The sequence below is a fragment of the Cytophaga hutchinsonii ATCC 33406 genome (assembly GCF_000014145.1).
In the GTDB taxonomy this organism is placed as follows: Bacteria; Bacteroidota; Bacteroidia; order Cytophagales; family Cytophagaceae; genus Cytophaga; species Cytophaga hutchinsonii.
On sequence record NC_008255.1, the window covers coordinates 1,760,922 to 1,782,113 of the forward strand.

The 21,192-nt window shown below is 43.1% G+C and carries 5 protein-coding genes; all 5 read left to right on the top strand.

Going from position 1 to position 21,192, the window contains the following annotated elements:
* Positions 1-20 precede the first annotated feature (20 nt).
* Genes CHU_RS07420 through CHU_RS07440 form a run of 5 tightly spaced genes read left to right on the top strand, consistent with a single transcriptional unit; the run spans position 21 to position 20,976 of the window.
* Complete coding sequence (locus CHU_RS07420) at positions 21-2,939, top strand: hypothetical protein (protein ID WP_011584908.1); 2,919 nt, start codon at positions 21-23, stop codon at positions 2,937-2,939.
* A gap of 44 nt (positions 2,940-2,983) precedes the next feature.
* Positions 2,984-3,652, top strand: coding sequence for a hypothetical protein (locus tag CHU_RS07425; RefSeq protein ID WP_041932264.1), 669 nt, complete (start codon positions 2,984-2,986; stop codon positions 3,650-3,652).
* A 59-nt stretch (positions 3,653-3,711) separates the two neighbouring features.
* Positions 3,712-8,523 carry a hypothetical protein gene (locus CHU_RS07430; protein ID WP_143144111.1) on the top strand — a complete coding sequence of 1,604 codons (4,812 nt, stop codon included), beginning with the start codon at positions 3,712-3,714 and terminating at the stop codon, positions 8,521-8,523.
* Positions 8,524-8,534: 11 nt separating this feature from the next.
* A complete protein-coding gene (locus CHU_RS07435; protein ID WP_041932266.1) occupies positions 8,535-19,913 on the top strand; it encodes a YCF48-related protein in 11,379 nt (3,792 codons plus the stop codon).
* 4 nt (positions 19,914-19,917) lie between these two features.
* Positions 19,918-20,976, top strand: coding sequence for a hypothetical protein (locus tag CHU_RS07440; protein WP_011584912.1), 1,059 nt, complete (start codon positions 19,918-19,920; stop codon positions 20,974-20,976).
* Positions 20,977-21,192 lie beyond the last annotated feature (216 nt).

Consider the following 21,192-nt stretch of genomic DNA (forward strand, 5'->3'; position numbering starts at 1 on the left):
GAGATATAAAAGATATTTATATGAAACGTTATTTAGTTTTTATTTTATTTAGTTTTATAATTTCGGTACAAGGAATTTGTGGTGATAATTATATCCGGATCAATAATCCAACTACACAATATAACTATGACAATTATGTTAATCTGCCTATGGCTATCAGTGTTGTTCCTAACGGATTCGGTTCCAAGATACCTGTAAAAGCCCGTGTCAATATTGTACTTCCGGCAAGCATGACATGGAATACAGGCTATGGCGCGAACACAACCACAAGTGTAGTTATAAGCCCGGCTACTTTTTCCAGTCAGACAATTTCCTTTGACTGCAGCAATTTATATGAAGGGAAATCACCGCAATCAACCGGATTTACATTCTCCGTAAATAATATCTATATAAATACACCCACAACACCAGTATGTTCAAATGTCAATGCGCAAATTGTAGCTAAGGTGTCTTTTTATGATGCGGATGGTGTGGAAATTTTTCCATCCGATATAAGTTCCGTCACCAATACATATGCTTTTACACTGTTGAAACAATCAACAGATATTGACATTCTTCTTTATAAATACAGCGATGCGGATTATGTAAATGCCAATGATGTTTTCTATGTAGAATTTTATTACACATCATATAGTATAAATCCTCAGCTCAGTGACAATATTTCTTTGGAATCCAATCTGGCAATAGTTAAAATTGAACAAATTTATGATGTTGAATCTTTGCCCAATGAAAATGTTCCATTTACGGCTTCCTCTAACGTGTACAGCTTTTCACGGGATCAAAGTTACAACCGGAGATTTTTCAGGGTATACATCAAGCCCGTAACAACGGTTGGTACGGTAGATTTAACTTTTAAAATTAAAGTTACTCCTGTAAGGGTAGCCGGTTCATGTGCTGAACCCGGATACGAGGTATCCTATAATAAATCCTTAACCTCACTGGTTGATGCAAGCGCTTTATATACGTATCCGAGAATTCAGTTTCAAAGTACATATGTATATTCTAATATCTGTCAACCGGATTTTAATGTAAATTTTTCAGTGGATAATATTTATAATAATGCCCTGAATACGAATTCTTATATTGAAATTCTGAATGATAAAAATACGGAATTTACAGGGTTGAATATATTATCACCTAGTCTTTCCCAATATGTAAATAGGGTAGTATTTAAATATTGCAGCAGTACTACATTGCTTACAAAAACAAAAAACAGCTCGGGAGTGTTTGATTTTTCAACGGTTGATAAAAAGCAAATTGAAAAAATCTATTTGTATTTTGATAGCGGCATACCTGCCAATGATTTTTTAAATCTAACGCTGAGTTTAAAAAGCACTGCTGTTGCAAACCAATGCGGTGAAACAAACCGGCTTGTTTTTAATCTGAGAAGAAAAGATACCGATGCGTTGTTGTCATCAAAAACTATAGGTGTTTCCTTTGATCAGAATATCGCTAATACACAGGCTCAGATATATGTTTCTCCATATGGAAAAACAGTTAGTCCGGGTGAAACATACAGCTATATACTGCAGTATAATCCGGGCAAAGATGACACACCTCAGTATAAAATTTCCTTTCCTAAAAATAATCATTTTGATTTTGACAGAAGCATACAGCCACAGTTCAGTATAGATGGTGTTGTTTTTAAAAGCTTACTTCAATTCAAGGCTGATTACGGGCAGGCATCTCTTAGCTATACCTATTCAGGTGACTTAAAAAAATTAATTGTTACAGGAGTTAATTTACCACCAACATTAACGGGTTGTCAGTATACACTTAAATCTATTTTTGTAAAGATACCTGTGAAAGTTGTAAGTAAACCAACTAATGGAACCTACTGGGAATATGCTAATCTGATCAATAATAATAACGTTGATTTAAGTATAGGGTACCCTTATTACACAAACTATAATTCAGATTCGAAACTGAACGCATTATTGACAGCGTCCTGCGATGCAGGTATTTTGAATGATACATCCATAACTATAAAAAACAACGATGCATTTTCCATGCAGTTAACAGGGGAGAATCGTTCGGGTAACTCCTATGAGCAAACTCAGATCTTATTTACATTAAGTCTTCCAAGAAGTGATGTTGATTTTGATCATTCTTCATTACTTGCAAATGTGTATACCGATAATGATGTATTTAAGACAGTCTTAACTGCTCCATCAGTTGTGTATATATCAGCAGATAATTCTGAATACACTACTATTCAGCCTACATCTACAAAAGTGCGCTTGTCTTATACAGCCTCTCTGGCAGCTTACGAAAAGATCCGCATCTTTCTGACTTTTCCGGGAAATAAAACATATACCAATACTGTTAGCATGAAATTTACCTTTGATATTGCTAATCTTCCTGTTTCCTCTAACCTGACAAATACATATATCGGTTCTAAATCCGATTGTGAACCGATCAGTTGTTCTGAGTGTATTACTTCTTTTTCTCCTAAAGCTGGAAAGTATGTAGTGTCGGCCTGGGTGAAGGAAACATTTACCGGTAATTCACCTGGTACTTACGACCATTCAGGTATAAAAATTAATTTTAATAATGATGCCATAACCAATATTCCGTTATTCCGTCCAACGGGCCCTGTTGTTGACGGCTGGCAGCGTATTGAGGGTGTGTTTGAGATCCCTGACATTGCCCGTAATATTCAGATTGTACTGGTGAACGAACAGACTGTTGAAGGCATAGACGTATTCTTTGATGATATCCGTATTCACCCTTTCAACAGCAACATGAAATCGTTTGTATACGATCCGTCCACACAGAAATTAACGGCAGAACTCGATGAGAATAATTTTGCTACCGTTTATGAATACGATGATGAGGGCATTCTGATCCGGGTAAAAAAAGAAACCGAGCGTGGTGTTATGACAATTAAAGAGACACGCAGCAATCAGAGTAAAGTGCAGTCAAATAAAATTAAATAAACATTATTTTAAGCGCATACGCGAACCGATATTTTATACAGCAAATGAAACGGATACTAGTTACTGTTTTTTTATTCACGATCGTCTTAGGTGCGTGGGCACAAAAAGAAGAATTGAAACAACGTTGTGCAGCATATGAACAGCTGTTGTTGTCAGATAAAAATTTTCATCTGAAATACACCTTAACAGTTGCCAGCAGAGCAGATAGTGTAGAGAAGATGGATTTTGATCTGTATAAATCCAGAGACAAAGATTATATAAAGATGGGAGATGCACAGGTTGTGATCCATGACGGAACATTTTTACTGGTGGTAAATCATGAAGTTCGTACGATCCGCTTCAGTGACGACAGCTCTAATCTGCAGTCAAAAAACATGCTGGTCAGTAACTTTGTATCGATCATAGACAGCAGTAATTCGATTGCCTATACGGCTAAAGATAATCTGTTCACCTATGCACTTTCTTTTCCTAAGGATTATGGATACGAATCACTTGAACTGGTTTTTTCCAAAAAGACTAAAAATCTGGTAAGCATCTATGCCGTATTTTCTCCGGATTATAATGCAGAAATGAAGTATATCCAGGTGGCATATCAGGAACCTGATTTTAAATGGACACCTGCTGCAACGTTTCCGGATACGGAAACATACATTACCAGACTTAACGGGCGGTATGTGATCCAGGAAGCATTTGATAATTACAAAACGTATTAAAAATTGATATAATGAACAATTTTAAGATAAGGGCTTATATGAAAAGAATCATATTTTTCATGGCATTACTATGTTCGGTTACAGCGTTTTCAAAGAGTGATACCAAATATGGTGAACTTAAAAATGCGGCATTAGTTACCGGTAATTCGGTAGCGGTAGCGGGTTCCCGTTATACACCGGCAGGACTTATACCATTAAATACACGAAACTTCTGGGTGGAAGACTCATATGGGCTGGTGAAACTTTCACTGCCTGTAGGTGCACAGACAACTTCAGGATCAGCAACGGTTGTTGTAAAAATTACCTATAAAACAGAAGGTGCCACAGTATATGAAACAACGGTTGAGAATAACGTTTCTCTAACCGTTAATGTAGATAACGTTACAGCCATGGCCACAGACGCGTCATACTATCTGGCTAAAGGAGCGCACAACATCGTGGTTGAAGTTATTTCGGTTTCCAATACAGCTAATTTCAGCGATCTGACCCTGTGTGCTTCTGTTGTGACACAAAGCTTTGATAAGTTAACATTTTCAGATATTCCGCAAGGACTTGCGCACAATACAGTCTTAACTGCAGGCGGTAGCTTACCTGTATTCTGGACCTCTGTTCCACAGGCTGAATCTTATGAACTGGAATGGACCTACATTTCAAATCAGGGCAATGCAATTGGGGAGATCAAAACATTTGCGGAAATAGAGATCCCGCGTTTTTATTTCAGAAACAACAGTTCCCGCGTTGTGGTAAGCGATACATTGTATCAGATTCCGCTGGTGTATGAAGCAGGATATATTTTGTACCGTGTACGTGCGGTGGGCAAAGCAGTAGTTAACAGTACGCCTGTATGGACGAAATCCAACTGGACATACCTTGATAATGGATCTGTTACATCACCTACGCTTACACATACCTATCCGGTTTCAAATGCCTATTTATACAGTGGCCTCGAAAATAATCTAAACTGGCAGTCGTCGTTAAGTTTTGCTGAAGAAGGCAAACATAAGGTAGTGGTGAGTTACCACGATGGTTCTTCGCGCAACCGCCAGGCTGTAACCCGTATCAATACAGACGGCCGTGCAGTTGTTGGTGAAACATTGTATGATTTTAACGGTCGTCCCATTATTCAGACCTTACCTGTTCCGGTTAAAAAAGATTCTCTTGGCTACTATCCGAATTTCAATGTTGTAGACGGACAAACCAGTATGCACAAAGAAGATATTACAAATATTAATCCGGCTACCTGTGATCCTGCCGGTGCAAAATTTTCAACCACCACAGGTGCTTCCAATTACTATTCACCAGCCAACAGCTTCGGAACAACTGGCAATACAGGGGCTGATATTATAAATAAAGAACTGATTCCGGACGCAAAAAAATATCCGTATGCACAAACGGTTTATACACCCGATAACACCGGGCGTATTGCAGCTCAATCCGGAATGGGCGAGTCTAATTTTTTAGGCAGTACACACGAAACAAAATACATGTATGCTACGCCTTTGCAGGCAGAATTATGCAGACTCTTCGGAACACAGGTTGGTAATGCTGCACATTATAAAAAGAATGCTGTTATTGACCCCAACGGGCAAGTGAGTGTTTCTTATCTTGATCTGGATGGAAAAGTTATTGCAACTGCGCTTGCGGGCGGCTCTCCGGATAATGTAAAAAGTCTGGGAAATGCCAATACCAGAAGCATCAACGAAGACCTTATTAAAACAAGTCCGATGAGTAACCTGATGGCTCCGGACAGCTTATCAAAAATATTTAATAAAAAATTCATTGTTACTTCAGAAGGTATTGATTATGATTTTGCTTATAACGGTACGTTTGGATTTTATGACATTCCTTGTAAAAGTGCCGGCAGCTATATGCATATTGATGGCGTAGTAGATGTAACACTTACCTTAAAGGATAAATGCGGAGCAGTTCTTTTTTCTACAACAAGAAGTACAGCTTCAGGAAATACCGGTGCAAAGAAAACTGTTACAATCGATGATATACCTACGAGTGGTTTAAATGAAGGAGAGTATCAGATTACCAAGCAGGCTGTAATCAACGAGGAAAAATTAGCGGCTTATACGCAAAGTTATTTAGCATCTCCGTGTGCTAAAACATTAGCCGATTTTCAGGCAGAAGAGGCTGTTATTAATACTGCCGATTGTAACATGACCTGCCAGACCTGTCAGGCTGAAATCAAACGGTTGAAAGACCTGAATTACCTGACAGATGAGCAGCTGGATGATATTAATGGTTTGTGTGCATCTATTTGCGATACATCCTATGCCTGCCGTGCATCACTGAATGCCATGAAAGTTGATATGAGCCCTGACGGGCAGTACGGGGAAGTGCATAAGAACACGATCACCATGCCTCAGAATACTTTTTCTGTGAATACCTCCGGTGGTTCTAATGTATTTGCAGGACTGGATAATATTGACATCAATCATGAAAATTCGCCCGACAATTCGGAACTGCACCCCGAACTGTTTCCGCTTTCTATTTTTAACCCGAACAACCGCTTACCGCTCGGTTCATACCTGAATGTATTGCAGCCTTTAATGGGTAATTCAAAGGAATACTGGAGGTACCCGGTTGAAATTAGAAATACAGGGGATGTTATTCCGCGTGCAAAAAACTATCAGATATTAAAAGACGCGTCAAACCCGGTTACCCTGGGGGGAAACACTGTATATGAAATTACTGAATATAAAGAAGCAAATGGCGACATCGCTTATGTATATGTGCAGAAGCTTATTGATTATGACAATAACAATGCAGAACGTTTTTTTCCGGAAATTCAGAATACAGCGAAAGCACTGGAGCAATTAACGCCCGTTGATGCAGATCTGAATTTATATAAGATTCCTGTACGGTATTTATTAAATCTTTCCGATTTTATAAATCAATGGAAATCACACTGGGCATATAATCTTTTACCGTATCATCCGGAGTATCCGTATTATGTTGCTTGTATGGCTCAGGCGAAAAGCAATGATTTTGAATATAAAATTTTAAATACCAATCTGGCGGAGGCCCGTGCTCAGGGATTTATAGATCCAACCACAAATCTGCCGACTGTTTTTGAAAAAGAAGGTAGCTCTAACGGACATTTAAAATTACCTCCCGGTACACAGATATTCTATACAGAATACATGAACAATACCATGGAAAACTATTACAATCAAGGTGTTTCTATGGCCATTGTGGCAAACCGTTTGGTACACTGCCCCAATGGTACGCCGGAAACAACGCCTTGCGGTGTTATAGACAAATGTGATAAAACAACTATTGTTACCGAAGAAGAATGGACTACCTACAGAGCGCTTTATATCTCTGCCAAACAGAAATTTTTAAAGAAACTGGATATGATCAAATCGGTGAACCAGGGCTATTACAATGGCTGCATCGGTCATGCGGATTATATACGTTCTCCGGATGCCTGGTATTTTGATATGGTGCGTCCGCAGGTTATAAATGCTACCTATAAATTCTGTCCGCCGTTTAACTGGGCAAGAAACCGATGCGCAACCTGGAACATTGTTAATTATCCGGCTACGATTCCTTCGTACCTGGCACCGAATCAGATCTGTTTCATCGGAAATGCTAAATATTTCAGAAACAAGCAGCAGCATTTTTATCCGTCTGGGATAAGCAATACCTATTCTTCCGAGCAGGCAGGAAACTGTCCGGAGGTAACATACGATGATGAAAATGATCCGAATCATACAAATCCGATTGTTTCTCTTATACCGTGTGCCAGCGACCTCACTGATCTTCAGGATGCAGCCACATTGGATGCCGAACGGTTAAAATATGAACTGTGCGGACTATGCCCGCTGGCATCTGATCTGGAAGCATTGCTGATGCAGTTAAAAAATAATAACAAACTCATTGTTGCTGCAGGTACCAGCGTTTCCTGCCCAAACAGCAGTGTGGTACTTGGGGAATCATTAAAAAGAAAAATTCTTGATGCTGATATTACCAACCCCGTTATTTACTGGAAGTCAACACTGGGATCCGGTAATAAAGTATTAACGGGGATTATTCAGCGCGGATCAACGGATGTATACACCGTTACATTAACAGTGCCCGCAGATAAGCCCTATACATTTGATGATCTTCTTTCTCTATGTTGTCTTACGGTATCAAACACGTCCAATAATGCATTTACCATCAAAGCAACCTTTAAAAAGAATTCAGTATATGCAGATGTTTTACTCACGGGAGTAATTACTACCTTAAACCTGAAGGATTGTGATATTCTGCCTAAGTGTGTATTAACAGATGATGCGAAGAATGTAGCAGACTTTTTGAATATATTATCCGCTTCCGGCCAGCTGGAAACGACTACTCCGGTAGCATTATTCGCAGGTATTGATAATACTTCCAGCGATGACTATACCGCCAATGTTAATAAATATTTCGATGTGGTTTTGTCGATATTGAATATATCTTCAGAAGGAACTTCTCTTGCAAACCTTTCAGCACTGAACCCCAGCTGGTCTGTTTCTACACAGAGTTCAGCCGGACTGTCGGGCAAGATTACCTATTACCTGCCTGGGCCCAATAATACACAAGTTGAAAATAATGTTATGATTCATTTGTCTTACGGTACTGTAATTAGTTCTGTACCACTGACACTGCCTAATGGAAATGCGCATACGTTTCCGGATCGTGCCAGACAGTTTCTTTCACTGGGCCCTGTTCCATATGTGCCATGTACTGGCACACTGTGTAATAAAGAATTCAATGCATCCATGATTTCCATTACAGGCAATCAGTTTGAATCCAGGAAGATACTTATTTATACGCCATCGTTAATACCAGTCAGATGTACGACTGTTATACCGGCTACAGTCAATAGAAAATAATTTTAGTGCACATGAAAATTGATTTTCCTTTTAAAAAATATTTTATGGGTCAGCGTATTATACTGAGTTTGCTTTTAGTATTCAGTTTCACACTCCTTCATGCTCAGAATGTTTGTGATGTTCAGGTCATAACTACGGATGTGAGCTGCAACGGACAGAGTAACGGTACAGCGAAAGTCGTTGTAAACGGACAGGCTTCCGGCACCCCGCAAGGCTGTCTGGCAGCAGACATTGCACCTGCTGCTTATACTTCAAACTGTACACGAAGCTACAGCAGCAATACCGGTGAAGTATTGGTAGGACCCGGAGAGCAGGTTTGCTTAACCAGCAGCAATTTTACCGGCGGTATCCAGGTAACCGGCGGCACACTGGTAATCACAGGCAGTGCCACACCAGCCTACATGAATCTGAACAGCAGCAATCCAAGCTTTACACTTGTTGTTCTGGGTACTGCACAGTTCAGCAGTCTGAATTTATTCGGAAGCAGCACGGTGAAAAATTATGGTACCCTAAAGGTGCCGGGTGTAGGCTTTAACGGAACACTGGAGAACAACGGTACCTTAACTATAACCGGAGACCTCAACATTAACGCGCCTTACGGAAATTTCACGAATAAAGGTACCGTAACCGTATCGGCTAATTTTAATAATTTCAATACAACGTTAAATGGCGGAACAATAGCTGTTAGCGGAACGATCAATAACAACAGCGGAGGTACACTTCATAACCTGTGTACCATCACAGCAGGTGTTGAATGCAATAACAATAAAACCCTCATTAATAAAGGGAAAATTACCGTTACAGGCAAAACGGCATTGAATGGTTCATCGTTGTACCAGGGATATGCAGGTTCTGTTTTAACAACAGGCAGCACAACGATAGATGGTATTGTACAGGGGATGAGCAGCAATTGCGCATCCATTAAAGTAACAAATGGTGCTATTGTAAACAGCTCAGCTGTGTTCTCCGGTAATATCGATTACTGTGCACCTAACGGTACAACCAACACAGGTACATTCAGTTCACCTGCAACAAAGAACTGCAGCTGTACACCGGTATCTGCTACGTATGCATGGCAATCGCCATTAAGCGGTACATCCGACAATGTCAGCAATCTCACAGCCCGCACCTATAGTGTTGTGGTAACACCACAAGGCTGCGCGCCGGTAACAAAAACGTTTACTATTCAGGCGCCGGCAGTACTCGCCGCTGCTGTTACACCAAACGGACTTTCTGCAAGTGTTGCTGTAAGCGGCGGTACTGCCCCGTACAGTTATGTATGGAGCGGCAATCAGAGCACCCAGAGTGCCGCATCGTACGCACTTTCAGGCAACTATACCGTTGAAGTAAAAGATTCAAAAGGCTGTGCCGCAACACAGTCATTCACGCTTACCGCTCCGGTAACCCCTCCGGTCGGAAGCTGCTCAATTACTGTAGTAACGAAGAATCCTACGTGTGCAGGTTCAAATGACGGTTCAGCAACCATTTATCTTAACGGCAATATTCTGGGTACAGGTACCAGCGGTTCCGGTACGCAGACACCTGCCGGCTGCTCTGCCGTGCAGACCAGTACCTACAGTTGTACAACAGGCTGTACACAGACGGTTACAGATAATACGGCTGCTATTAATGTATCTTCCGGACAGCAAGTGTGCCTTACGGCGACAGCCTATACAGGCAACATCAATGTTACTGCCGGTACACTGGTGATTTGTGGTAAGGCAACTCCGCAGAATATTAATTACAACACCAACGGCGCAGCCTTTACCTTAGTAGTAAACGGAGAACTGACACTTTCCAGCTTAAACCTTCCTGCCAACTGTACGCTTAAAAACTACGGTAAAGTTACCTTCCCATACAGTGTAAGCTTTAACGGACGGGTAGAAAACTACGGAACCATGATTGCCGGCGGTGATTTTAACAACAATGCCAGCACGGGTACATTTTTCAACTACGGAACCTTAACGGTGAGCGGGAATGTAAACAATAACGTAAGCGGTACCAACAGCGGTATCTTAACAATAACAGGCAACCTGCACATTAACGGAGGCAGTACCTTTACCAATAACTGTAAGATTCAGGTAGGCAATGAATTTATCAATAATGCAGCTGTAACCAATACCGGATCAATCCAGGTAAGTCAGTGGTCGCGGCTTAACGCCGGCAGCACGCTGAGCCTGGCTGCAGGTACAGCCTTAAATACCCAGCATATAACGCTGGACGGTACTGTAACCGGTGCAGGTTCGTCGTGCAGTGCTATAAAAGTAACAGGCCAGACAATCGTAAACGGTTCGGGTAAATTACAGGGACAGGTATCTCTTTGCATGGGCGCCGGGCCCAATACGTTCACGGGTACGCTTGTATCTCCGGCAAACAAAAACTGTTCGTGCATTTTACAGCCGCTTGAATACAGCAGTCCGCTGTTAGGTATGAATAATCCGTACCAGGGACTTCCGGCCGGTACATACACGGTAACGGTACAGGCAGAAGGCTGTCCGGCAACAGTAAAAACATTTGTGATCAAAGACACAACGGCTATTACAGCAACGGTTGCGGTAACCGACAAAACCGCTACCGTAACGGCAAGCGGTGGCCAGGGCGCGCTGATCTATACCTGGTCGGATGGCACCAGCGGAAGCAGCAATACACATACCTATGTAAATAACGGTACCTACAACGTAACCGTAAGCGATACAAAAAACTGTTCCAAAACACTTACATTCAGTATCCCGGTTACCGGAATACCAAGTACCTGCTGTTCGCAGCTGCAGGTGGAATATATTGCCGTAAATCAGGTACGGTTTACATCAGGCTGTTCTTCTGCCGTAACAGTTCTTAACGCAGCAGGTGCTGCATTGGGTAATGTTGTGACACGCCCGGTAAAGGATAGTACCTTGCAGGTAAAAACAGGAGAAGGGTGCATATTCGAGATTTTTGTTCGCGGTTCAGCTAATCCGGTGTATACCGACAATACCAGCCAGACAAGCAATACACTTGTTGTAACCGCCGTATCCACCCCTGAAGGTTATACCGATAAAAACGACGGAACAATTACCTTAACCATTACAGGCGGAAGCGGGGATTACACAATTGTAAACAACGCAACCACACAGATAAATGGCACAACCATAAACAACCTGCCATCCGGCACCGTACTGGTACAGGTATACGATAATAAAACCGGACTTTCGCAAACGGTTTCTGTATATGTAGGAACAACAGCATCTACTACGTACCAGATTGTACCAACCAGTTATACATCAACAGGTGAAGTAGCCAGCGTAAGTCTGCAGACAGGCAGCGGCGGAACGCCGCCTTCAGGTACCACCGTAAGCTGGTCGATCGGGGGCAGCGGCAGCGGCCCCATACCGATCCCTTCATGGGTATATTCCACCGGTTATGTGAGTGCTACCGTTACAGACGGGAGTGGTTTCACACAGACAATCACAATTCCTGTGGGAACATCTTGTCCAAATACATTTACACCACAGTTCGCTTCCGTTAGTCCAACGTGTTATGGAGGTAACAACGGACAGATATCCATTACAAATCTGCCCGCCAATGCAACGCTGGTCTGGTCGGGTACGCCATATCTTTCAACAGCCAGCAGTGTAACGTCGCTTCGCGCAGGCACCTACCGTGCCTATGTTTTTCTGACATTGTCAAATGGCAATAAATGTCTTACGGGCAGCGGTACTGTATCCGTGAGCCAGCCTGCTAAAATTCACGTAAACGTGGCACAGCAATCAGGTTCTCTCTATGCCGCTCAGGTAACAGGCGGTGTGGGGCCATATACCTATCAATGGTCAAACGGAACACAAATTGCTGCTGCAACCCTTACCGGTGGAAGCTATCAGGTACAGGTGCAGGACAGCAAAGGATGTATCCGCACCACACAGTTATATATTCCGCCGGTATCCTGCGTTCCGGCCATCAGTCTGGATATTACACAGCCAGGCTGCGGCACAGCATCAACCGGTAAGATCACAGCCAGCTCGGCTATTTCCGGTGCAAATTATTACTGGACATCCACAGCACCGGCAACAGCCATCACCAGTCCATACAACACGCTGCAGGAAAACCTGGGCGAAGGGTTGTATATTATTTCAGTGAAAGGCTGGAACCCGGAATGTAACAGCCGTACAGGCGTACGTCTGAAAAAACCGGCACCTATGAGCGCTACCAGCACACAGTCAGGCAGTACAGTAAATATTGTAGTAAGCAACGGTACACCGAATTATAAAGTGGTGTGGCGTTTTGATAATAAGCAGTCAGACAGCCGCAGCGATTTAACGCCAGGCGTTTCTTATACTGTTGATATTACAGACAGCAAAGGCTGCACTCTGGTGTATACCTTTGTATACGATCCGTGTTCGGCTAACCCGGTTAAGGTGCTGGTGAAAATGGAAGGTTCGGCTGCTGCGCCCACGGTAAGCGGAGGAGTAGCACCATACACCTATTTGTGGACTGTTGAAACAGTTGGCGGGAATGCCCTGGCAAACCCGACACAGGCTCTGCAATCCAACCTGGACGGGATTTATAAACTTACCGTAACAGATTCCAGAAGCTGTAAGGGAAGCGCACAGGTAACAGGCCCTGGCTGTGGCATGAACATCAGCGTAAGCACCACAGCCACCAGCTGCAATACAGCCTGCGACGGTAAAGCAGAACTTACCGGAAACATTCCGCCGGGCGCAGTTGTGACCTGGGACAGCAAGGCGCAGGCCACAAGTTTTGTAAATGGCTGCGGAGGCCTGCATACGGTTCAGATAAAAAATGCACAAGGCTGTTACATACAGCAAAGCTTTACCCTTGCGCTGGGAACAGCTCCGTGTACAACTACCGACCCAACCGATATAAAAGGCGGAAACTGTTCGGCCTTTAAAGCTGAAGTAGATGAGACAAAAAGTATCCTGACCACTGCATGCAGCTCAGATCCCGGCTTTATTGATATCCGGATCAGCGGCGGACTTGCGCCGTATACCATGAAGTGGACCGTTGCCCGCAAACAGGTAAACGGTACCAATGGCCCGGCAGTAACATTTACCACCGATAAAGAAGATTATGAGCATGCAAAACCGGGAGCCTATACCTTCCATGTAACCGATAAACGCGGATGTGAAAAAAATGTATCGGCAACCATTCAGGGACCGGTTACGGCATTCACAGCATCGGTTAAGACAACACCTGCCGATTGTCCGGAAAAACTTTCCGGTATTTCGTTTGACTTAAAAGGCGGGCAGCTTCCGTATACCATTACAGAAACGGCTACACCTGCCGGTGCCGGAGGTGCCGGTTATTCAACAAGTGCTGCAGCCTATGCCATAAATCCGGCACCGGCAGCCGGCAGCTATTCCTACCGGATCAGCGATGCCGCCGGATGTATCCAGACGGCAAACGTAACCATCGCCGCGCTGCTTCCCGAAAACCAGCGTTTCCAGGGCGGCATTATTGCCAGCCGCAGTATGATTGGTGCCGGACAGCAGTCTACGCTGAGCAGCATTCCTGTGGATGGTTTCAGCCTGAACTGGAACGGCTTTCCATATCCTGCCCAGCGCAGCCAGGTTGTTACCGCAGGCGGTATTTATACCTTAACCTACACCAAGGCAGGCTGTACGCCGCGTACCGTGAGCGATACCATTGTTTACAACGATACCCTTTACAAGAGCCTGATCTGTATTTCATCCAACCCGATTGAAATTGAAATTGATACCGCAGACCACTGCGCCGACTATAAGCGTCTTGCGGCAAATGCGTATGCGCAATACCGCTTTGAGCTTTATGTAGCCGAGCAGAAGCGCCGCATCCGCAACCAGTATGTACGTGCCGTATATGGCGGTTCAGAAGAACATTTAACGATGCGTTTTAACGATAAGGAAGAACACTATACCTTGTACTATTACGACCAGAGCGGAAACCTGGTACGCACCATTCCGCCGGCAGGTGTGAAAGTCCTTACTGCCAGCCAGACAGACCAGGCCGTGAACGAGATCACGGGAACGGTTGCTGCCAGCGGTAAGATCCTGACCGAACACGATTATACCACGACTTATGCATACAATTCACTGAACCAGCTGATTCATCAGGATATTCCGGATCACCAGCGTATGGATCTGTGGCAGACAGCCGCCAGCACCATAAGCTTAAACGGCGCAAGTGTATCGGCAGTGGCCTATAGCCCGACGGGCAACAGCGGACTGATGCTGTCCAATACAACAGAGAAAACGCAGCTGTTAACTACCGCAGATGCCGGCAAGACCTGGCAGGCCAGCCAGAATATCGGCTTAGGCAAAATTACCGCCATCAGCCGCGTACCATCTACCACGGTAGTATATGCAGGAGGAGAAAAAGGAACATTTTTACGTTCCGATAACGGAGGCAGAAGCTGGATCCTGTTGCCGCTGACCACACAGTCGGCAGTGAAATACGTATCTTTCTCTGCAGCAGGAAGCGGCTGGATCATTACCGAAGACGGCAATCAGTATACCAGCCCGGATGCAGGAAAAACCTGGCAGATCAAAGCACCGCTTAAAGCAGCGGTAGGTGCCTCTACGGTACTGGATGCTGCGGTAAATAAAACAAACGGAAACATCTGGGTGCTTGCGGGCACGAAGCTCTACCAGAGCAGCAGCAACGGCGACAGCTGGACAGAAAGAACCATTGAACCGCCGGTTGTAACAACTGTGGCACTGGGATCTGCAGGTGTACTGGCAGCCGGACCTAAAGGTACCATCTTCAAGGGCAATCCAGCAGGCAGCAGCATGAGCATTACCCGTACCGGTTTAGATAAAACCATCAGTAAATTACTGCCAATAGACGACAATACGCATTATGCACTTACCAGCGACGGTATGGTGTATTACAGCGCCACACCGCTTACCTGGACCCAGGTGGCAGGTATCAGCAGCATTACAGAGATCACCAGAGAAGGCAGCCTTGTAATGGCCTACAATACATCAGGCGCTTATGCGCTTACAGGCAGCAGTGCCTCCATTCTGTTCAGCGGCCTTAAACGCGTACGTCCGTTTAACGGTGTATATGCCGTGTTCAACGGCAGCAACTTCGGAACCATCAATGCGGTGTCGGGAACCCCTTCGCTGACGGGCTATACAACAGTACCGCCGGCAATGCCTGCCTTAAAGGATTTTACGATCCAGGGCGGTAACGTAATTGCATTAAGCACCACAGGCAATGTATATGAAGGAACCGTTAATGCGGTTGCCCATACCATAACCTTCCCGTATACAACGGCCGGGGGCGTGGATACGCCTACACCGAATAATTACGCAGGTGCAGCCGTTAACAGCCTGCTTTCAGACGGCACTTCACTTTATCTGCGCACCACAAATACTATATTAACCTACGGCGGCGCCGTTTCTGTTGCACTCAATCCGGCTATCACCGATGTGGTATTAAGCAGCGCAGGCAACGGGTATGCGGTAGAATCCGGAAAGGTACGCAGGATCACCGCCGGTACATTTGTAACCGGTACAGCGGGCCTTACACCACAGAAACTTACCACGGTAACTGCAGACGGAGCCAAAGCATATGCAGCGGGCGAGAACGGAGAGCTGTATGTTTCTTCGGGCACAACCTTTACCTATGTTCCGGTAGTAAGCAGCAAAGCAGGTTTCAGCGATGCGTCCTATAGCAGCACGCAAGGCAGGCTGGAACTTATTACAGCAGGCAGCCAGCTTACGTATGTGGAATCTTCGGCAAGCCTCACACCGGAAACAGGCTATAACGGCGCGGTACAGGTAAGTACCACGCAGACCGCCGGCCAGGTACTGGTAGCGGGAGCGGGCAGTCCGGTGAGCGGGCAGACTACCTACAGCGCAGAAGGCAGCGGAGATCCCTTACTTGCAGGCGCAGACCTGGGTAAGATCTGGTACAAAGAAAATGCGGCATCGTCGTACGTGGCAGCAGCAATCAACATCCAGCCGCTTTCGGCCCTTGCGTATGCCAATGCCAATACCGTTATCGCCGTTGGCAAGCAGGGCACCGTACTGCGTTCAACAGATGCAGGAAGCACCTGGAAAATGGAGTATGCCGGAACAGGCAATGACCTGACCGCAGTAAGCGCCAAGGGCAATACAGCCGTGATTCTGGGTAGCAGCAACACCATTCTGTACCAGAGTGCAACCGATCCGGTGTGGAAAGCAGCAGGCGGAGCGCCGGCAGCGGCTACCAGCGTAAACGTTACCCCTTCCGTGGTGCTGATTACAGCAGGAACCTCTATTTATAAATCAATCAATAACGGGCAGACCTTTGCAATAGATGGTGGCCTTACAGGTAACACCGCAACGTTACGAAGCGTGTGGCTGGATGCAGACGGGTATGGCTTTGCAGTAGGCGATGCAGGCGCTGCGTATAGAATCACGCCGCTTACCGCAACAACCTTTACGTATACAAAAGTATTTACAGACGCCGCTCCCGATGACGACAAAGGCACAGGCTTACCGGTGGCAGCGTTTAAAACCGTACAGTTCAGCGACCGCTTAACCGGTTACATTACCGGTGCAGACAATGTTATCTTAAAAACGGTAGACGGCGGAGCACACTGGAAAAGCGAATCAAAAATTACTGCCGGTGCCGCCGCGCCGCAGCTTGCCTTAAGCAGCGATGCGCAGCAGGGTACGCTGATCGGAGGAGATGGCAGCGTACAAAAACTCAACGACCAGGCCGAGCAGTTTAACAGTAGATTCTGGTATGATGAATTAGGCAGGCTCGTACTGAGCCAGAACGCCAAGCAATTTAATATTAAAGATTACGAAGATCAGACCTTACTTGCTGATTCCAGAGTTAAAACGCAGGGTGGAACAGTACGCGCGTATTCATACACGCTGTACGATAAGATCGGCCGGATTACTGAAGTAGGAGAACTGTTAACCGATAAAGCCGTTGTGACGGCAAAGAACGAAAGCCAGGTATTGTATGGGGTGCACGAAGCGTTTGCAACAGGAGGGTTCAGGCACCAGGTAAGCAAAACAACTTACGACAACAACCACATGCCGCCGGCCGGTTTCACGCCTACGTACCTGAGAAACCGGGTAGCGTATACCACTTACCAGCAGGAAGAAAACAGACCGGTGCAGGAAACCCACTACAGCTACGATGTGCATGGCAACGTAAACAGCTTATTGCAGCTGATCCGCCACGACGGCAATGTGTTGGCCAAAACCGTGGATTACGAGTACGACTTGATGTCTGGAAAAGTAAAGAAGGTCTACTACCAGAAAGCACAGCCGGATCAATTGATCCATGTGTATGCCTACGATGGAGACAATAGAATTACGGAAGTAAAAACCAGCACCGATGATATACTCTACACCAGAGAAGCAAGCTATCAGTACTACGCGCACGGCCCGCTTGCCAGAACCAAGACCGGAGAGCTGAACGTAGAGACACAGAACTATGCCTATACTATAGAGGGCTGGATCAAACAGATGCAGGCCGAAGCCTTCAGTTACGCGCTTGGGTATAATGAAAAGGATTATACAGCGATAGGCTCTGCTACTATCCTTGCCACACCGATTGCGACAACAACCGATAATAAGAGCAAAGGGTTATATAACGGGAACATTGCCAGCATGACCAGCAAGACACCTGCTATTACTGCGCAGCCGATCTTACAGCAGCAGTACAGCTACGATCAGTTAAATAGACTCACAGGCTCAAACACTCCGAATGTAGGAAATGCATACAGAACAGATTATACTTATGATGCCAATGGTAACATAAAAATGTTGTCGCGCTATGATGGGCAGGGTACAAAGTTTGATACGCTTACTTATAATTATGAGACCAAATCGAAAGGATATATGCATACCACTAACAAATTACGCTGGGTTGATGATGCTCCGATAACCTCTTTAACTAAAGCAGATATTGAAGATCAAGATACAGATAACTATAGTTACGATGGTATGGGTAATTTAATTAAAGATAAACAGGAGGAAATTGATATTATTCAGTGGACTTTTTCAGGAAAGGTAAAATGCGTAATCCGTACTGCAACTAGTACAAAACCGAATCTTGAGTTTGAATACGATGCAGCAGGACAGAGAATCGTTAAAAAAGTTCTGAGAAAAGATGGAACTGCAACTTCAACCTATTATCTTCGGGATGCTAGTGGTAAAATAATTTCGATTTACGCATATAACTCAGGAAGCAACAATGACCCGTCACTAACCGAGCAATATTTATATGGTTCATCAAGGATAGGGGTTTACACTCCTCCAGCAAACAATATTTCAAAAACAAGGAATTTTGGCCGTAAATCGTATGAACTAAGCGATCATTTAGGCAATGTTAGGGCAAATCTCTCCGATTACAGACGAAACTCTTCAATGTCTCAAATCCATAGTGTAACGGATTATTATCCATTTGGAATGGCTATGGTTGGTAGGCAGATTATCGGCAACAATGAATATCGCTTTGCATATGGAATACAAGAAAGGGATGTAGAATTAGGCGAAGGTATTTATACAGCTGAATATTGGCAATATGATGCAAGATTAGGTAGAAGATGGAATGCAGATCCTAAAACCTATCCATGGCAAAGTTCTTATGCTTGTTTTAATAATAATCCAAATAAATTTAGAGATCCAACTGGATTAGAAGGAGAACAACCTCAAACTCATAAAGTACAGTCTGGAGATACATATAGTGCCCTGGCTAAACAATATGGAGTTGATGTAAAAGATCTTCAAAAGTGGAATGGTTACCCAGATACAAATATTCCTGTAGGCGCTAATCTTATAGTTTCAGACCCAGTTAAATCTTTAGGTTTTGAACCTTTAAAACAAGCAGATCCATGTCAACAGCAATTATCAGCTCAATCAAAACCTCAACAAGCAGGTGCAATAGATGGAACAATTGCTCATAGAGCATTTACAGATGAGTTCAGAAAAAGATATCCAGAACCTCTATGGACAGCAAATCGTAATATACAAAATAAGACTCGTCCTGATATTTATTATTGGAATGGTATAGCAGGAGGTGTATGGGAAATTAAACCCGTAGGAGATCCTTCTGCAGTAAGCGATGCAGTATTCTATGCCAACTCTTTAAATATACAACATGGCACAAATGCATTTAGCATAGGTACGAGAAATGGAGCTCCTGCTATTTGGGATGGACAAGTTTCAGTTTTTGCTACAGATATTGAAACTCAACGTAGTTTTGTTTATATAATAAATAATAATTTGGGAGCTATATGGTGGATTGAAGTGACTCCGCCCAAAGATCCAGTTTTGGTTCCTGAAAAGGTACCCGAAACTGAACCAAAACTGAAATTAATACCAGTTATACCAGAACCTGATCCATGGTATGTTGTTGTTGGAGTTGGAATACTCTATGTAGTAGGTTCATTAACATTAGCATTTTAATAATATGATTAATTTGATAGAAAATCAGATAATTGAACAATTCTTAAATAGTAAAGATAAATTAATAAGTGACACTAAATCTTTTGCTTGTAAGATTTATGATAGTTATGATCGTTTTTTCCTTGAGTCAATAAGTAGCTTTGTCTACCCCAATTTTAGGCTAGAACGAGATGACTTGTTATGTAATATAGATAAAGCATTTAAAGACTTTAAATTTGAAGGATTTAATAAGAGGATTGATAAACGTAGTGGATATTACGATAATGAGATTAAATTTATCAATCCTCTTAATGATTCTATTCGAATAAAAAATCCTAATGATGGAATTATATTGAGAAATCAGCAAATGTTAAGACTGAAGATAAGTATTGATGAATTTTTCAATTGTCAACAAAATCAAATTTTAATAAAAAAAATGCCAGATTTTGATTTTTTTATTCCTACAGTTATTACAGAGGATCAATTAAAAAGTGGCAATAAGTTAGGAACAATAATTAACGCGAAAGGTCTTATAGCATATGTCAAAGAAATTTTTAAATTAAAACTAATCAACTATAAATATGCCCCACAAATTTCTACTGAAAAAAAAATCAGATTTGAGAAAGTATTATCTCAAACTCACAAGATTGTTGTAGAATATGATTTTACTGAAGAATTTAGGTATATGAATAGAGGTCAATTTGAATTTCCATTATATTTACATACTTATATTTATAATTTTATTGATAACGATACTCAAGAATTATTTGAAAAAAATAGAATTAGCCTTGGAATTGCCGAACACCCACTTTTTTCTGTGCCAATAGTAAATATTGTTCAATATTATTTGCGTTTGTGGAATTTTAAAGAACATGAAAACTATATTGAAAAAATAAAAAATGAAGTCGTCTATAATATTTATAGAGAAAAAAATTCTGATGGAACATTTACATCATATTATCCAAAAGAAATCGGCGAACGAGAAAAAAAATTTATTTTGTTTTATCTCAGTTTTGTTGCAAACAGTAGCTCAATATATTTGGATTTTTTATCAAATATTTTACGTGGAACCGGAAAGTGGTAATGGGTAATGTTCCAGATTATCTGATTTGTCAAAATGTAGATTCAATGTATTGATATTCATATAATAAAATAGAATAATTTGCTTTGAAAGAGGTGTGCAGGTATATGCACACCTCTTTTTTGTTGTGTTTGCAAATCCCACAGTAATTACACGGTGCAAATCCCACAGTAATTACACGGTTTATGCTACGATCTATCGTAGTATAAATAAAATCGA

What these genes read in the sequence shown, in the direction of transcription:
- CHU_RS07420 (WP_011584908.1), top strand. Translation starts at nt 21, where the DNA reads ATGAAACGTTATTTAGTTTTTATTTTATTTAGTTTTATAATTTCGGTA.
- CHU_RS07425 (WP_041932264.1), top strand. Translation starts at nt 2,984, where the DNA reads ATGAAACGGATACTAGTTACTGTTTTTTTATTCACGATCGTCTTAGGT.
- CHU_RS07430 (WP_143144111.1), top strand. Translation starts at nt 3,712, where the DNA reads ATGGCATTACTATGTTCGGTTACAGCGTTTTCAAAGAGTGATACCAAA.
- CHU_RS07435 (WP_041932266.1), top strand. Translation starts at nt 8,535, where the DNA reads ATGAAAATTGATTTTCCTTTTAAAAAATATTTTATGGGTCAGCGTATT.
- CHU_RS07440 (WP_011584912.1), top strand. Translation starts at nt 19,918, where the DNA reads ATGATTAATTTGATAGAAAATCAGATAATTGAACAATTCTTAAATAGT.